At 59.9% G+C, this 16705-nt stretch carries 10 protein-coding genes; 7 read left to right on the top strand and 3 right to left on the bottom strand.

Annotated elements, in window-relative coordinates; genetic code table 11:
- Positions 1-869 precede the first annotated feature (869 nt).
- The 5 genes from lon to cmoB all read left to right on the top strand — a co-directional run bounded on the left by lon (position 870) and on the right by cmoB (position 6524).
- Entirely contained in the window at positions 870-3293 is a 2424-nt protein-coding gene (gene lon, locus AC07Y2_RS20140) for an endopeptidase La (RefSeq protein ID WP_103386704.1), read from the top strand.
- Positions 3294-3608: 315 nt separating this feature from the next.
- Positions 3609-4001 carry a protease inhibitor I42 family protein gene (locus AC07Y2_RS20135; RefSeq protein ID WP_103386705.1) on the top strand — a complete coding sequence of 131 codons (393 nt, stop codon included), beginning with the start codon at positions 3609-3611 and terminating at the stop codon, positions 3999-4001.
- A gap of 2 nt (positions 4002-4003) precedes the next feature.
- On the top strand, positions 4004-4648 hold the full coding sequence (locus AC07Y2_RS20130; RefSeq protein WP_172829506.1) for a lysoplasmalogenase: 645 nt from the start codon (positions 4004-4006) through the stop codon (positions 4646-4648).
- Positions 4649-4863: 215 nt separating this feature from the next.
- Entirely contained in the window at positions 4864-5571 is a 708-nt protein-coding gene (gene cmoA, locus AC07Y2_RS20125) for a carboxy-S-adenosyl-L-methionine synthase CmoA (protein WP_219736936.1), read from the top strand.
- The gene (gene cmoB / locus AC07Y2_RS20120) at positions 5568-6524 is read left to right on the top strand and encodes a tRNA 5-methoxyuridine(34)/uridine 5-oxyacetic acid(34) synthase CmoB (protein ID WP_039765749.1); all 957 of its coding nucleotides are present in this window, start codon (positions 5568-5570) and stop codon (positions 6522-6524) included. The genes cmoA and cmoB overlap by 4 nt, the downstream gene beginning before the upstream one ends.
- Before the next feature lie 121 nt (positions 6525-6645).
- Here the strand turns inward: cmoB and tadA are convergent, their stop codons facing one another.
- From tadA to AC07Y2_RS20105, 3 genes are read right to left on the bottom strand one after another with little or no spacing between them, the layout of a single operon-like run.
- Positions 6646-7143 carry a tRNA adenosine(34) deaminase TadA gene (gene tadA / locus AC07Y2_RS20115; protein ID WP_103386706.1) on the bottom strand — a complete coding sequence of 166 codons (498 nt, stop codon included), beginning with the start codon at positions 7141-7143 and terminating at the stop codon, positions 6646-6648.
- Positions 7143-8519: a multicopper oxidase family protein gene (locus AC07Y2_RS20110; RefSeq protein ID WP_039765747.1), complete on the bottom strand. Its 1377-nt coding sequence runs from the start codon at positions 8517-8519 to the stop codon at positions 7143-7145. The genes tadA and AC07Y2_RS20110 overlap by 1 nt, the downstream gene beginning before the upstream one ends.
- A gap of 13 nt (positions 8520-8532) precedes the next feature.
- Complete coding sequence (locus tag AC07Y2_RS20105; protein WP_158248865.1) at positions 8533-8685, bottom strand: hypothetical protein; 153 nt, start codon at positions 8683-8685, stop codon at positions 8533-8535.
- A gap of 31 nt (positions 8686-8716) precedes the next feature.
- On the opposite strand from AC07Y2_RS20105, the gene AC07Y2_RS20100 reads away from it, so the two are divergent.
- On the top strand, positions 8717-11842 hold the full coding sequence (locus tag AC07Y2_RS20100; RefSeq protein ID WP_103386707.1) for a membrane-targeted effector domain-containing toxin: 3126 nt from the start codon (positions 8717-8719) through the stop codon (positions 11840-11842).
- A 204-nt stretch (positions 11843-12046) separates the two neighbouring features.
- A complete protein-coding gene (locus AC07Y2_RS20095) occupies positions 12047-16414 on the top strand; it encodes a membrane-targeted effector domain-containing toxin (RefSeq protein WP_146040490.1) in 4368 nt (1455 codons plus the stop codon).
- Positions 16415-16705: the final 291 nt, after the last annotated feature.

Here is a 16705-nt window from a genome sequence, read left to right as displayed (position 1 = left end):
TGACGGAATCGACTGCCAGCCACAGACCGCATTCGCTGGCAGATCGATTGGGACGCAGAGCGTCCCGGGCTGCATTCCCACGCAGAGCGTGGGAACGATCAATAACGTCGAGGTCAGTCGATATCCGGCATAAATGCTGATGAGGTCTCTGCGGGAGTCAGGCTTGTGGTGAGTCAGTCAGGACGCTGCCCTCACCCTAGCCCTCTCCCGGAGGGAGAGGGGACTGACCGCGTTGTCTGGGAGAGGTACGCCGACGTGAGATACCGAGTCGAACTCAGGTCTTAGAGCCCCAATCGGCTCCCTCCTCCTCTCACCATCACCTTCTCCCTCTGGTCTTCCCTGGTCTTCCCTGGTCTTCCCTGGTCTTCCCTGGTCTTCCCTGCTCTTCCCTGCTCTTCACCACTCAACACGATGAGCGTTAGCTCGAGTAAAGCTCTTGACGTGCCGGCCCCATCGGAAGGCTGAGTGGAGGGATTTATCCGGGGGTGGGAGCGCAGCGACCGTGCGGCGCAGCCGCATGCATCGAGAGGAGGTGCAGCGAAGCAAACCGTAGGCGATGCCCCCGGATGAATCCCGGAACGAAGGGACGCCGAGCCACAGCGAGGCGCCGAACGCAGGGGCCAAGACCTTTGGTTACTTTGGGGCGTTTGCCAAAGTGACCCGCTGTAAGAGCGGAACCGCCAGCCGCAACACCCGCAGAAACGGATATGCACACAACCCCAATACAGCATGGCCGGCCCAAAGGCCGCCAAGCCCAACCCCCAAAACCCTGTCAAAACCCTGAACACACAAGCAGAAACACCCACCCCCATTGAAACCACCCAACCCCTGCCCCATCTAACAGCCATACCCAATTGCGCAGGTGCCCCATGAGCGACCAGCAAGAATTCCCCGAGAACCCCGACGACATCACCGAAACCGACGCCGAACACATCGAACACCACGTCCCCGGCAAAGGCCTGGCCCTGCCCGGCCAGAACCTGCCGGACAAGGTCTACATCATCCCGATCCACAACCGCCCGTTCTTCCCGGCCCAGGTCCTGCCGGTCATCGTCAACGAAGAACCCTGGGCCGAAACCCTCGAACTGGTCAGCAAATCCGAACACCACTCCCTGGCCCTGTTCTTCATGGACACGCCCCAGGAAGACCCGCGCCACTTCGACACCAAGGCGTTGCCGCAATACGGCACCCTGGTCAAGGTGCATCACGCCAGCCGCGAAAACGGCAAACTGCAATTTGTCGCCCAGGGCCTGAGCCGCGTACGCATCAAGACCTGGCTCAAGCACCATCGCCCGCCGTATCTGGTGGAAGTCGAATACCCGCACCAGCCCACCGAGCCGACCGACGAGGTCAAGGCCTACGGCATGGCGCTGATCAACGCGATCAAGGAACTGCTGCCGCTCAACCCGCTGTACAGCGAAGAGCTGAAGAACTACCTCAACCGCTTCAGCCCCAACGATCCGTCGCCGCTGACCGACTTCGCCGCCGCCCTCACATCGGCGACCGGCAATGAACTGCAGGAAGTGCTCGACTGCGTGCCGATGCTCAAGCGCATGGAAAAAGTCCTGCCGATGCTGCGCAAGGAAGTCGAAGTCGCGCGCCTGCAAAAAGAAATCTCCGCCGAAGTGAACCGCAAGATCGGCGAGCATCAGCGCGAGTTCTTCCTCAAGGAACAGCTCAAGGTCATCCAGCAGGAACTCGGCCTGACCAAGGACGACCGCAGCGCCGACCTCGAACAGTTCGAGCAGCGTCTGGAGGGCAAGGTCCTGCCGACGCAGGTGCAGAAACGTCTCGAAGAAGAGATGAACAAGCTGTCGATCCTCGAAACCGGATCGCCGGAATACGCGGTCACCCGCAACTACCTCGACTGGGCGACCTCGGTGCCATGGGGCGTGTACGGCGAGGACAAGCTTGACCTCAAGCACGCGCGCAAGGTGCTCGATAAACACCACGCCGGCCTCGAGGACATCAAGGACCGGATCCTCGAATTCCTCGCGGTGGGTGCCTATAAAGGCGAAATCAGCGGCTCCATCGTGTTGCTGGTCGGCCCGCCGGGCGTGGGTAAAACCAGCGTCGGCAAGTCCATCGCCGAATCCCTCGGCCGGCCGTTCTACCGCTTCAGCCTCGGCGGCATGCGCGACGAAGCCGAGATCAAGGGCCACCGCCGCACTTACATCGGCGCGCAGCCGGGCAAACTCGTGCAGGCGTTGAAAGACGTCGAAGTGATGAACCCGGTGATCATGCTCGACGAGATCGACAAGATGGGCCAGAGCTATCAGGGCGACCCGGCCTCGGCGCTGCTGGAAACGCTTGATCCGGAACAGAACGTCGAATTCCTCGACCACTATCTGGACCTGCGGATGGACCTGTCGAAAGTCTTGTTCGTCTGCACCGCCAACACATTGGATTCGATCCCCGGCCCGCTGCTGGACCGGATGGAAGTGATTCGCCTGTCGGGCTATATCACCGAAGAAAAAGTCTCCATCGCCAAGCGTCACCTGTGGCCAAAACTGTTGGAAAAGGCCGGTGTGTCCAAGGGCAGCCTGAGCATCAGCGACACCGCCCTCAAGGCTTTGATCGACGGTTACGCCCGTGAGGCCGGCGTGCGCCAGCTGGAAAAACAGATGGGCAAACTGGTGCGCAAAGCGGTGATGAAGCTGATCGAGGATCCGAAAGCGGTGATCAAGATCGGCCCGAAAGACCTCGAAGCGTCCCTCGGCCATCCGGTGTTCCGTAACGAGCAGGTGCTGTCCGGCACTGGTGTGATTACCGGTTTGGCCTGGACCAGCATGGGCGGCGCGACCTTGCCGATCGAGGCCACGCGGATTCACACCCTCAATCGTGGTTTCAAACTCACCGGGCAACTGGGCGATGTGATGAAGGAGTCGGCGGAGATCGCCTACAGCTACGTCAGTTCGCACCTCAAATCCTTCGGTGGCGATCCGAAATTCTTCGACGAAGCCTTCGTTCACCTGCACGTGCCGGAAGGCGCGACACCGAAAGACGGCCCGAGCGCCGGCGTGACCATGGCCAGTGCCCTGCTCTCCCTCGCCCGTAACCAGCCGCCGAAAAAAGGTGTGGCGATGACCGGCGAGCTGACGCTGACCGGGCATGTACTGCCGATTGGCGGGGTTCGCGAGAAGGTGATTGCGGCGCGGCGGCAGAAGATATTCGAACTGATTTTGCCGGAGCCGAATCGCGGAAACTTTGAAGAGTTGCCGGACTACCTGAAGGAAGGGATCACCGTGCATTTCGCCAAGAAGTTTGCGGATGTGGCGAAGGTGCTTTTTTGATTTCGTCTTGAGGTATTGAGGGGGGCTGGCATCGTAGCCCCTCACCCCAGCCCTCTCCCGGAGGGAGAGGGAGCCGAGTGGGGGATATTTAAGAGATACGCCGACCTGAAAGCTCTTCACTGAATCCGTAATCAACTCGATCTTTCAGGTCGATGTATCCCAAAAGACACCTCGGTCGGTCCCCTCTCCCTCTGGGAGAGGGTTAGGGTGAGGGCCGGCGATGCTGAAGAATGACGCCAAGCCTGGCGTTGTCACACTTTGTCTCATCTTCAGTTATGCTCGCCGTTCGTCGCCAACGCCGGAGCCGCTGAATTCATGTCCCCCCTTCGCCTGTTTGTCCCGCTGTCCATCGCCCTGCTGGCCGCCTGCACCACGCAACCGAAAACCAACGTGACCGTGGAAAAACAGAGCCAATGCCCGGTGCGGCTGACCAACGGGCAAAACCTGATCGTCACGCTCCCGAGCAACCCCACCACCGGCTACCGCTGGGCCATCCAGGATTCTGCCGGCGGCGTATTGCGCGCCCTCAGCCCCGAGGTCTACAGCAATCCGGAAGATGCCGGCGTGGTCGGCGCGGCCGGTCTCTCGACCTGGCGCTTCCAGGCTTTCGCCCCCGGCACCGGGCGCCTGCGCCTGACTTCGCAGCAACCGTGGGCGCCGGAAGTGTTGCCGGTGGAAACCTTTGACTGCGCCATTTCGGTGAACTGATCGTGGGCTGGCTGATCCTCGCGCTGATGGGCGCCGTGACCTTTCTCTATGGCCTCAGCACCCATGCGGCGCTGCTGTGTCTGCTGGTCAAACCGTTGCCGGTATTGGCCCTGCTTGGCTGGTTGCATGATGCGCCGCCCAGCGACTATCGCCGCTGGATCAGCCTCGGTCTGATTTTCTCGTTGATCGGCGATGTGCTGCTGGCGTGGCCGGGGGATTTGTTCGTGTTTGGCCTGGGTGCGTTTCTGGTCGCGCATCTGGCGTATCTCAAGGCTTACCTCAGCGATTGCCGGCGCTTGGCCCTGCTGCCACTGATCCTGGCGCTCAGTGTCGGCGCTGTGCTGTTGGGCATCCTGATCTCCAGCGGATTGGGGCCGCTGACCGTGCCGGTGATCGTTTACGGAACGGCCATCAGCGCCATGCTCTGGCGCGCCCTGGCCCGGCTCGGCAGCGGCGTACCTCAGCGTTCGGCGTTGCTGGCGGCGGGCGGCGCGGTGGCGTTCGTGTTCTCCGATAGCGTGATCGGCATCAACCGGTTCGTGTCACCGTTCAATGCGGCGCCTTATATCATCATCCTCAGTTACTGGCTGGGGCAGTGGGGGATTGCGGCATCGGCGTTCTCCCAAACCAAACGTCCCGACCTCTGAAACCGATCGTTACTACGCGCTGCGTCTTTGCGTAAGTGACGCAGAGCGTCACGGGATGCATTCCCACGCGGAGCGTGGGAACGATCACCCGCTGCAAAGCGGTTTATCAGACAACCCGCGCATCTGCGCGCCAGTTTGGCTAAAATGCCGGCCTTTTCATCGACACCGCCGGAACCGCCGTGAGCAAAGAACCCGATCGCATTTTCGCCCAGCCGATGGCCCAGGTGCCTGACTTCGCCTTCAACGAAGACGTGGTGCGGGTGTTCCCGGACATGATCAAGCGTTCGGTGCCGGGTTACCCGACCATCGTCGAAAACCTCGGTGTGCTCGCAGCGCAGTTCGCCCAACCGAACAGCGTGCTCTACGACCTCGGCTCATCGCTCGGTGCGGTGACCCAAGCCCTGCGTCGCCATGTGCGCACCGACGGTTGCCGGGTGATCGCGGTGGATAACTCGGCCGCCATGGTCGAGCGCTGCCGCGAATACCTCAACGGTCAGGATTCGATGTTCCAGGAGTTGCTGCCGGTCGAAGTGATCGAAGGCGACATCCTCGCCCTCGATTTCAAACCAGCTTCGGTGGTGGCGCTGAACTTCACCCTGCAATTCATCGCCCCGGATCAGCGCACGGCGCTGCTCTCGCGCATTCGCCAATCGTTGCTGCCGGGCGGCGCGCTGATTCTGTCGGAGAAGCTGCGTTTCAACGATGCCGAAGAACACGCGCTGCTGACCGACCTGCACGTCGCGTTCAAACGCGCCAACGGCTACAGCGAACTGGAGATCGCCCAGAAGCGCAGCGCCATCGAAAACGTCATGAAGCCCGACAGCCTCGAAGAACACCGCGAGCGCCTGCTGGCCGCCGGGTTCTCGAAAGTCGTGCCGTGGTTCCAGTGTCTTAACTTTGCCTCGTTGATTGCCTTGCCATGATTGATCTGTCCCCCCTCGCCCGCCGTCTGGCCGGCACGCCGCTGGCCGAATGGGCCAGCACCCTGCAAGTGCAGCTCGACAAGAAAATGGAAAAAGGTCACGGCGATCTGGAGCGCTGGCAAAGTGCGCTGGACGCCCTGCCGAAGATCCAGCCGACCGAAGTCGACCTGCTCGACGGCCTGAAACTTGACACCGATTGCGACGACGAAACCCGCGCCCAGATGCGCACCGCGCTGATGGGCCTGTCGCCGTGGCGCAAGGGGCCGTTCGATCTCTTCGGCGTGCACGTCGACACCGAATGGCGCTCGGACTGGAAGTGGTCGCGGGTCTCCCCGCATCTGGATCTGAAGGGCAAACGCATCCTCGATGTCGGTTGCGGTAACGGCTACTACATGTGGCGCATGCTCGGTGCCGGCGCCGACAGCGTGATCGGCGTCGATCCGAACTGGCTGTTCTTCTGCCAGTTCCAGGCAGTGCAGCGTTATCTGTCAGAGCCGAATGCCTGGCACCTGCCGTTCCCGTTCGAAGACCTGCCGCCGAATCTGGAAGGCTTCGACACGGTGTTTTCCATGGGCGTGTTCTATCACCGCCGCTCACCGATCGAGCATTTGCTGGCACTGAAGGATTGCCTGGTGAAGGGTGGCGAACTGGTGCTGGAAACGCTGGTGGTCGAAGGCGACAAACATCAAGTGCTGGTGCCGGAAGACCGTTATGCGCAGATGCGTAATGTGTGGTTCCTGCCGTCGGTGCCGGCGCTGGAATTGTGGCTGCGTCGTGCCGGTTTCACCGATGTGAAATGCGTGGATGTGAGCACCACCACCGTTGAAGAACAGCGCGGGACCGAGTGGATGAAGTATCAGTCGTTGAGCGACTTCCTTGATCCGGATGATCACAGCAAGACGATCGAAGGGCTGCCGGCGCCGATGCGGGCGGTGATTGTCGCGAAGAAGTAAATCTTCCAAACACCACAAAACCTGTGGGAGCGAGCCTGCTCGCGATTGGATCTGACAGCCACGAAGTATTGAATGTCAGACCGCTATCGCGAGCAGGCTCGCTCCCACATTGGTTTTGTGTTCAGTCTGCCGGTTTCGCGCGCCGCGCCCTGAAGAACTCGGTCAACACCGCCCCACACTCCTGCGCCAGCACCCCGCCTTCATACAACACTCGATGGTTGAGAAAGCCCTGAGTGAAGAACTGCCCCTGGCTCTGCACAATTCCGGCCTTGGGCTCCAGCGCGCCGTACACCACACGCGCAATCCGCGAATGCACGATCAGCCCGGCGCACATGCTGCACGGTTCCAGCGTCACGTAGAGCGTGCTGCCCGGCAGACGATAGTTGCTCACAGCCTGAGCGGCGGCGCGGATCGCGACCATTTCCGCATGGGCACTCGGGTCACTGGCGCTGATCGGGCAGTTGAAGCCGCGACCGATGATTTCACCGTCCTGCACCAGCACCGCACCCACCGGCACTTCGCCGAGGGCCGCGCCTTGGGCCGCCAACTCCAGCGCCTCGCGCATGAAGTCGCGGTCACGGCTGCGGTCGATGATCGCCGCGGGGCGAATCTGGCGCATCACTTCACCTCGATGGCGGCCATCAGGCCGGTTTCCATGTGATCGATCACGTGGCAGTGGAACATCCACACCCCCGGGTTATCCGCCACCAGCGCTACTTGAGCGCGCTCGTTCTTGCCCAGCAGATAGGTGTCGGTGAAGTACGGCACGATCTTGTGCCGGTTCGACGCAATCACCTTGAAGCTCATGCCGTGCAGGTGGATCGGGTGCTGGTACTGGGTCATGTTCTTCAGTTCGAAAATATAGCTCTGGCCCAGTTTCAGGCTGGCGATCGGCCGGTCAGCGCAGGTCTTGTCGGTGATGTCCCAGGCCTTGCCGTTGATCTGCCACAGGCTCGGCGGCTTGCCGTTGTCGACATTCACCGACACCGAACCTACCCATTCAAAATTGAAGTTGAGTTTCTCGGCATTGGCCAGGTCCGGCTCGGCCACCGGGTTGGCCGGCAGTGCTTTCGGCCAGTCGGTTGGCGCGTCATTGTTGGCCACCGAACGTAAAGTACCGAGGCGAACCGGGCCGTTGCGCAGCGACAGTTCCTCACCGGCCGGCGGCGCCTTGATCGCCAGGCAAATGCGCATGCCCGGGCCGAGCCAGTATTCCTTGCCCAATGGGCGCGGCTCGACCGGGTTGCCGTCCAGCGCATAGATCTGCGCTTCGACGCCGGGAATGTTGATGCGATAGGTCAGGGTGTTGTCGAGGTTGAGCAGGCGTACGCGGGTGATCTGCCCGGCTGGCAACTCGATCACCGGCGTAGGCACGCCGTTGATGGTCGACAGCCGACCCGCCGTACCACCACGGGCCGCTTCGCGCGGGATGCTGAATTCGACGAAGTTGCCCTCATCATCGATGTGCCAGTTTTTCAGGCTCAGGGTCTTTTCGTACTTGAACCCGGTCGGCTCGCGCTCTTCGACAATCAGCGGCCCGACCAGCCCGCGACCGAGTTCTTCGCTGCTGCTGACATGCGGGTGATACCAGTAGCTGCCGGCATCCGGCACCCGGAATTTGTAATCGAAGTATTCGCCCGGCAGCACCGGCAATTGCGAAACGTACGGCACGCCGTCCATTTCCAGCGGCAGACGGATGCCGTGCCAGTGAATGGTCGTCGCCACCGGCAGATGGTTGATGAAGCGCACCCGCAGCCACTCACCCTGACGCACGCGCAACTCAGTGCCCGGTGCCGATGGGCCGAAAGCCCAGGCTTCGGTCTTGCGCCCCGGCACCAGTTCGACGTCCAGTGGGGCGGCGATCAACTCGTAGTCATGTCCGGCGTCGGCATCGGCCACCTTGCCCAGCCAGTAACGCGTCGCACCACCGGCTCCCGCGCCAACCACTGCCAGACCGGCCAGGCCACCGAGAATTTGTCGACGGGTAAAGGACATGGACACAACTACCTCACAGATCAGCCGCAGGCCGGGACGCCCGCAAAAGGCGAATACGATACACCTGCGCCTGGGAAACAGTAAGGGTGACGCGGCGGATGGCCGCAGATTCGCTCACCTGCGGGTGGTACATATGTACCGCACTGTCCTCGAACGAACGGCTCATTCTCGGGCTCTCTTCTCAAGGATCAGAGCCAATGAACCCAGCAGAAACCCGCACACTGCCCAACGCCGCCGACAAGGCCGCCCTCCGGCACATGGCCACGCAGGTCGTCACCGCTTGCCCGAGCCTGAACGACACGGCCCGTCAGGTCGCCACAGAGCTGATGACCAGACACGGCATCACCGGCCTCGACCCCGATCACGTCTATTACCACCGGTTCAGAACCGCACAGAGCCTGTCCGTCTCCTTCACCGGCTGGCAGCACTACGGCGAAAAACCCTATGAGAGCCTGACCCTGACGCAACTGGTGATTCACCGGTTCCGCGCCACGGATCAGGACAACGCTGACCTGCTGGATCTCTACGGCGGTTTCTACACCGCAGGGCCGGACACCGAAAATTTCGATGCAACCAACGAAGTGCGCCTGCACGGCAACGAGGTTTTGAACGACTTCTGGCACATCAACTTCAGCGAGCGCTACCGCAACGAGCTGCACACTTTCTGGAGCAGCCACGCCAGCGAGTTCCGTACCCTGGCCAAATGCAACTTCCTCAATAAGGCTGTTGAAGCGCGGGAACTCGGTCATCTGAACGACGAAGATTTTCAGACAGTGATAACGGCGTTGTGCGGCTCTCTGACCTGGCCTGTCGACCTGCACGCCCTGCAGAGCGAATTCGAACCCGGTCATGGCCTTCGGGTCTGCATGCTGGAGATCGACGGTCATGTCGCTACCAACCTCCTGCGCATCATCAACTCGCAGGGACGGCAGATCGTTTATGTACCCGGAGACAGCGAAGCATTCCATGTACTGGACACGCCCGCCGACCTGCACTGGTGGGCCCTGCAACAGTTGAAAGAGAATGTGCCCCGTGAACATTTTCTCGGCCATTTCCAGCTGGCTGACCGACACTCGATCAGCGAGAACATCAACGATCTGACAGATCGACTGGTCAGCACCTGGAGCCACGGAGACCATCACCTGGTCAATGCCGCAGATCGGGCGGTAACAGAGGATGCGTTCACCTGGCTACGCGATTCCACTCGCGATGCGATGTTCGCCGAGGCCGACTTTTCCCTGACTTCGAATGGCGATCTGCGCAAAAAGTTGTGGATCGGCTACCTCAGTGCCGGGTTGAAAGTGTTCGGACCGATGGCCATGGTGGGCTGGCCTGTTGCATTACCGGTGATTGGTGCCAGCCTGGCCAACATGGGGCTGAACATTGACAAGGCAGTCAACGGCAAAACTGCCGGCGAGCGCAAGGAGGGCGTTCTCGCAGCGGTGCTCAGTGGCATCGATGCGCTGCTCAATATTCCATTCTTGAAGGGAACCGGGGCACTGGCGGAGACGGAGTCTGGTGAATTTTCGCAAGCGATCGAGGCAAGCGAAATGACTGAAGCCGGCACGGCATCGGAACTGGAATCCGAACATCCGAACGAACTTGTTTCAGCCGTGGAGGAGTTGTCGCCAGCCCCGTCCGAAAACCTGCCGGGGTCGAGGATCCCGCAGAAGTATCAGTCCAACGAAGTGCTGGACGGACTGACGCCAGTCTCGGAGCCCGGCAAGTATCAGGGGATTTACCGACTGAACACCGAGCCTTCCTGTGCAATCGTGATGAATGACACCGCTTATTACGTTCGCTACTTCAACGATTCACAAGGTGGCGGATTCTGGGCGATCGTCGACCCGGTCAAACCTAACCAGCTGGTTCATGCATTGCCGGTGCGATTGAACAGTGAAGGCGTCTGGGAGCGGATGACTCAACTGGGGCTCAAGGGCGGGGGGCAGTGTCTCGGCAAGCAATGCACCCTGGAGGTGGCCATGGAACTCGACGCACGCGAGCCCGCACCCGAAGAACCGGAACAGCTCCCCGCGCAATCCGATCCGCAGACGCCACTGACCACCGAGCCTCTGCCTTCGACTTCAACCTCGGCCCCGGCCCCGGCTTCGAACGACATCCGCCTCGTCAGAACACCTTACGACGTCGACACCGTACGCCGGCAAGAACTGAAACGCTGGGCCATGCAACTGCGCGAAACGCATATTCAGATGCAGGTCGGTCCGGACGGTACGTTGATCGCAGCGGATCGATACGCCCCCCATTTCGCCGAGAAGGCCAGAGCACTGCTGTTTTCCGCGAGACGTTTCTTCCACAATCTTTCCTGGGCGACCTTGCCGCCCCGCCCGGCGATACCGGCTGTCACCGCCTCAACGACCTTCGCGGACTTCAGTGCCCAGGCACTTGAAGCAGCGCCAGGCCTGGTGATCGGCGAAACCCCTGGCCGCATCACCAGCATGCGCCTGATGATTCAGAACATGCCCGCTCTGGCTCGCCAAGGGGTCAAGACCCTCTACGTGCGCCGTTTGCTCAGCGATTTCGCCCAGGCCGACCTGAACAGTTACTTCCAGTCCGGGGTCATGTCCAAAGACCTGGAAAAGTATCTAAGCCGGCTCGGCACCGACCCGGCAGCGCAGTTTGACGAACTGGCGCTGGTGAAAAGCGCCCGGCAGAACGGGATCAGAGTCCAGGCTACCGACTGTGCGGCAGTATATAAAAGACCCGTATCTCTCCCGCGCCCCGAAGAGCAGATCGCGACCAACCATCTCACAGCCGACATCATGTTCATGGACCAGTCGCTGAATGTTGTCGGTAAATGGGTCGTGTTGACCGGAGCAGAAAACACCAACACCTTCAGAGGCTTTGCCGGTATCAGCGAACTGGAGGGCGGCATCGGGGTGCGAATCGAAGAGGTGGATCCGGGACAAGGCGAACGGTTGACGACAGACCCTGGTATTGAGATCGAGCGAGGCCCATACCCGCTGCCAACCATGATGGGCGGAAATTCCGATCCCCTGTACGCCGATGTGCTTCTGAAAATGGAAGCACCCTCTGTGAGCCGAAGCGAGTTGCAAATACACCAACTGCTTTATCGCGCCGGCATGTATATGTTTGAGCGCTTTCAAGGCACCTATCGGTTGTTTCACCGCAGCGTTAATGGAGAGCTGGTGCAAACCCCGATCGAGACGTTCGCTGATGGACGGTATTACATAGATCGGCCAACCTGGGGCTCAATCCATCGTGTCCCTTTCGACAATCTTGAACAGTTATCCAGCGCGTTGAAACAAATGGGACTGCAGCTCCAAAGCCGCCTTCCAAACTGATCGAACGCTGTGTCGATGGTTTTCCCGACACCGGACAGGCCTCATCCGGCCTGCCCGGGTCAGGATCACTTCGTTGCGGAATTTTCCTGTCTGCCGTTTGACTTGATACGACAACAAACTGTCCCGGCGTCTGACAGACAAATCACGCCTTGGCTTGAAATGATCGCGGTGTTTTTTTTCAACCACCACGCTCAAGGAAAGACTGTGGACACAACCAACGACATCACGCTGCCCAACTCCGACGACCGAAAAGCGCTAAGGGCGTTGGTCCCGGCACTGGTCGAGGCCTGCCCCGACATGTACGAAATGGCCTGCGCGATTGCCAGGGACATTCTTGATCGTCATGGCATCAGAGGCCTGGAGCCGGAGCAGGTTTACTGGCATCGATTCCGGGCCGCCCAGAGCAGCCCCCGAACTTTCACCGGCTGGGAACACCTGTTCGAAGTCCCGCGCGAATCGATGACCTTGCCGCAACTGGTGATCCAGCGATTCAGCGTGCACGACCAGGACAACGCCGACCTGCTGGATTCCGATGCCGGTTTCTATACCGCCGGACCGGATGCCGGCACCTACAACGAAACCAACGAAGTCCGGTTGCACAGCAGCGATGTACTAAAGGCGTTCTGGGCGATCAATTTCGCTGACCGCTACCGGCAAAAGGTGGACTCTTTCTGGAGCAAACACGGCACGACATTCCGGACACTGGCCAAATGCACCTTCCTGGCCAAAGCGATGGAGGATCGTGAAAGCGGTCGACTGTCGGATGACAATTTCAGGGTGGCGGTCAAAGCCATCGCCGGCAATGTGAGCTGGCCGGTCACGCGCAAAATGCTTGAGGTTGAGGTACTGCCGCCCGATGGCCTGCGCGTGGGTCTGCTGAAAATCGGCGGCTTCGTTGCGACCGATATCCTGTGCATCAGCGATGGAAAGGGCGGCGTCATCCTGTACGTACCGGGAGAAATCTGGGGCGTGCACGCCTTGCAGAACGCTCGCGACCTGCATTGGTGGGTGCTGTCGCAGATCAGAAAGCCTTCGGATCGAAAACGCTTCATGGCGCATTTCCAGGTTGCCGATCACGACATCATGGAAGATACCTCCTGGCGTGCGGTCGCCAATCGCCGCTGGCTCTGGGTACTGGGGCCTCTGGCAGGCATCGTTTCGGAGCTCTGGCGCGCCCCGCATATCGAAAATGTCGGGCTCAGCCATGTCCTGGATCTGCTGGTCAGTACCTGGGACAGCAACGATCACACGCTGGTTGCCCATACCGGCGAAGCGTTGGACAAGGACATTTTTTCCTTCCTGTCGACGGCAACGCAGGCGCGGATGATCAGCGATGCGGAATTCATGATGCATTCCAATGGCGACCTGCGCAAAAAGCTGTGGATCGGTTATCTCAGCGCATTCAACCGGATGTTTGGCCCATTGGCTGCCGTTGGCTGGCCAGTGGCGCTGGCGGTCGTTGGCGCCGGCATTGCCAGCGTCGGTCTGCAAATCGATCAGGCCGTGAATGGCAAAACGCCTCAGGCGCGAAAGGCCGCCGTGACCGGAGCGATATTCTCTGCCATCGATACGCTGTTCAACGCCACCTTTATCAAGGGCAGTGGTCGACTGCCGGAGATCGCCGAGACCAATACCGTCATCGCGTCGCAAGAGTCCATTGCTGAAACCGGACTGTCCATTACCACAGAAGAAAAACTTTCCGCAGCGGCCGCTATCCGTTCGCCACTGCCTGAACTGGCAGAGATCGCACCGAAACAGGTTCTACCTGCGCAGCCCGAGGATTTCCTCGCTTCATTCAAGACCGTGCCCACCGAGGCTTCGCGGATTGAGGCCGGCAATCCAAAATTCAAGGAAATTATTCGTACGCCCTCCGGTAAACAGTACATCTACATGCGCCGCGCCTCGGGCGACGGCTTTTATCAGGTTCGCTATGTCGGGCAGTTGCGGGGGTGGGTCATCATCGATCCGGCCAATCCCTACTCGTTCTATCGCAACGTGCCGGTGCGCCTGAACGAAGCACGCCAGTGGGAGCCTGTCGCTCGGCCCGGACTCAGAGGCGGCATGAAAATTTTCGGTGAGTGGCCCTGGGGGCACACTGCCGATCCGCTGCCCGAAGTATCGACAGAACCGATGCCCTATGATGTCCCCGGCGCCTCCAGAACGACGATGCAGCCCTTGGCAGAAGCCCGTGTCGATGACTTTCCGCTGGACAGCGTCAACGGGAGTGACCGCCTGTATCAGACGTTCAAATCCACACGCCGCAATCTTTATGACGACGCCATCAACTTCTACGCCGCCCCGAATCAGCCCCCACGTCCACCCCTGCCTGCATTCAAGTCCGGCACGTCCTTTTCCGAGATGAGCAAGCGCGTGCTCAAGGAAACGCCCGGACTGGTAATCGGCCAGGACAACACCACCGGCGCCCGGCAAGTGCTGATCGACAACCTGAAGGTCATGAGCAAACAGAAGGTCAAGACCTTGTACATGGATCATCTGCTGACCGATTTTCATCAGGTGGATCTCGATGCCTTCCACAAGACCGGCAAGATGTCTCCCGCGCTGGAGGATTATCTGAAACTTCTGGATTCACGGCTCGATACAGATCCAGCTTCTGCCCACACGTACACTGAACTGGTCAGGAGCGCACAGAAGAATCATATCCGCGTGCAGGCCCTCGACTGCATGGCCAGCCGGCGCTTTCCGCTCATGGAGCAAACATCCGATATCAGTAGCCGGAAAATGATGAACTACTTTTCCGATACCGTGATCCGGGCCGATCAGGCAGCAAGGGGCTCTCATCGCTGGGTCGCGCTGGTGGACCAGGAACGCGCCAGCACCTTCGAAAACGTTCCCGGGCTCAGTGAACTGGTAGGCGCTGCATCGCTGCGTGTCGAGGCAGTTTCTCTGGATCCGATTCGCGGAATCACGGTCGACCCTGGTAAAAAAGTATTCGATTTGCTGCAACGGCCTGTCGACCTGATAAAGAGTGACTTGCGCCTTCAACTGCATGCCACTGCCGCGACAACCACCGCGCGCACGCTCGATGAAGCGCTGCCACGCAAAGGCATGTTCATGGTTCAGGTCGAGCGCGGCCAGTCGATGCTGGTCCACCGCAGTGGCAACGGCCAACTGGTGAACACCCCTGTCCAGCGAGATGAAGGTGGCATTTTCGTGACACGACCACGTTGGACTTCTGTCACGGGTCGTCATTTCGAGAGCATTCAAGCACTGTCCGAAGCCCTTGAAGATGAAGGCCTGAGTCTGAGGCGGGTGCGTATCGATCCCAAAGCCATACCTGGCAAATCACCAGCCATCGGCGAGCCGCCCATTCCTTCTGTGTCGGCAAGCAGCGCGCAGAGGATGCCTTTCCCGTCATCCACCGTAACGGATACTCCGCAGGTCACTTCGCCGTATGACATCCTGCCTCAACACCGTCAGGCCCTGACAGAAGCGGTCATCGGCCATGAACCTCGCCTGCTGTCAGACGAGTTTACGGTCAGTGAATCCGCCGAGGCCTATGCGAACTTCAAAGCCCTGAGAAAACGACTGCTACAGGATGCCATACGCTTCTACGCGGATCTGCGCCTGCCTCAGCGCCCGGTCGCTACGCCGCTGGACCCCGCCTCGTCGGGTCCCACAATCATCGCCCGGCTATTCGAAGAGTTTTCGGGACTGGTCGTCGGCGAGAGCCATTCAGAGATCGGCGCCAAACAGTTTCTCATCGACAATATGCAAACCCTGGCCAGACACGGTGTAAAAACCATCTATCTGGAACATCTGCTGACAGACTTTCACCAGGCGGCTCTGGACAACTTTGCCAGGACATCGGTAATGCCCCGGAATCTTGAGTGGTATTTGATCAGTCAGGACCTCGGGCATCTGACCGATCCATCCGGACGCTATACCTTTCTCAATCTGGTGCTGGAGTCAAACAAGCATGGCATCCGGGTTCAGGCCATAGACTGCATGGCCAGTTACAAACTGGACGGCATGCAGACCTACGAACTGGCGATCCGGCAAAAAATGATGAACTTCCACGCCCGGACAGTGATAAGCGCCGACCAGACAACAAGAGGCACGCACCGGTGGGTGGCGCTGATGGGGAACTCTCATTCCAATACCTTTGAGGGCGTTGCGGGAGTCAGTGAACTGGAGGGTGCCATTGGTTTGCGCGTCGAGGATGTTGCCCAAGGGCACTCAAACGGCATCGAGCCCGATCCGGGCAGAACGTTTCTCGACCACAGTGGCGCCTCCGCCGGCCTGGCCAAGGGCGACCTGCGGCTGCAGGTGGAGACGCCCTGGTATGCGCAAACGAGACCGGAACTGGAAAAACTGCTGGCCCGACCTGGGCTCTACACCTTGAAGCGAGAACCTCGGCAAACCTTCCTTTGCCACCGATCCCGCGAGAACCGGATGGTGCTGACTCCGATCGAGTTCGAATCCGGTCGCTTTTTCATCGAGCGTCCCTCATGGCCCAACCTCCATGAAAAACGTTTCGACAGCATCCATGCGCTGCTCAAGGCACTTGATCAACGCGGCATGAAGCTGGCCGGCTGGTCAAAACCCTTGTAATCAAAAACAAAAAACCGTGTGAATCACTGATTCACACGGTTTTTTGTATTGGGTGCGTTTATGCCTTCAGGGCGTGGTCAGCCTCTCTAGTGAAGCAGTTAGTTACCGTTGAGATTCGCACCAGCCTGACAAACAGGGACTACCTTCCGTAGAATGCCCGCGTGGCTATGGGACACCTTCCTTCTAAACCCCTTATGACCTAGGGGTTCTGCTCTCCACACTGCGCCTGCTTCTTGCAGGCGTTTTTATATCAGCTGTAGATACGATGCTGCAGCTCGCCCACGACGGCGC

It is taken from the genome of Pseudomonas sp. GW456-12-1-14-TSB6 (genome assembly GCF_059424205.1).
The sequence above is the reverse complement of the archived record's forward strand: the minus strand, read 5'-3'. Positions and strand labels throughout refer to the sequence as shown.

Excerpts from the sequence above, each read along its gene's own strand:
- AC07Y2_RS20135 (WP_103386705.1), top strand. The coding sequence starts at position 3,609 with ATGTCCCCCCTTCGCCTGTTTGTCCCGCTGTCCATCGCCCTGCTGGCC.
- AC07Y2_RS20110 (WP_039765747.1), bottom strand. The coding sequence starts at position 8,519 with ATGTCCTTTACCCGTCGACAAATTCTCGGTGGCCTGGCCGGTCTGGCA.
- lon (WP_103386704.1), top strand. The coding sequence starts at position 870 with ATGAGCGACCAGCAAGAATTCCCCGAGAACCCCGACGACATCACCGAA.
- AC07Y2_RS20105 (WP_158248865.1), bottom strand. The coding sequence starts at position 8,685 with ATGAGCCGTTCGTTCGAGGACAGTGCGGTACATATGTACCACCCGCAG.
- cmoB (WP_039765749.1), top strand. The coding sequence starts at position 5,568 with ATGATTGATCTGTCCCCCCTCGCCCGCCGTCTGGCCGGCACGCCGCTG.
- tadA (WP_103386706.1), bottom strand. The coding sequence starts at position 7,143 with ATGCGCCAGATTCGCCCCGCGGCGATCATCGACCGCAGCCGTGACCGC.
- AC07Y2_RS20100 (WP_103386707.1), top strand. The coding sequence starts at position 8,717 with ATGAACCCAGCAGAAACCCGCACACTGCCCAACGCCGCCGACAAGGCC.
- cmoA (WP_219736936.1), top strand. The coding sequence starts at position 4,864 with ATGGCCCAGGTGCCTGACTTCGCCTTCAACGAAGACGTGGTGCGGGTG.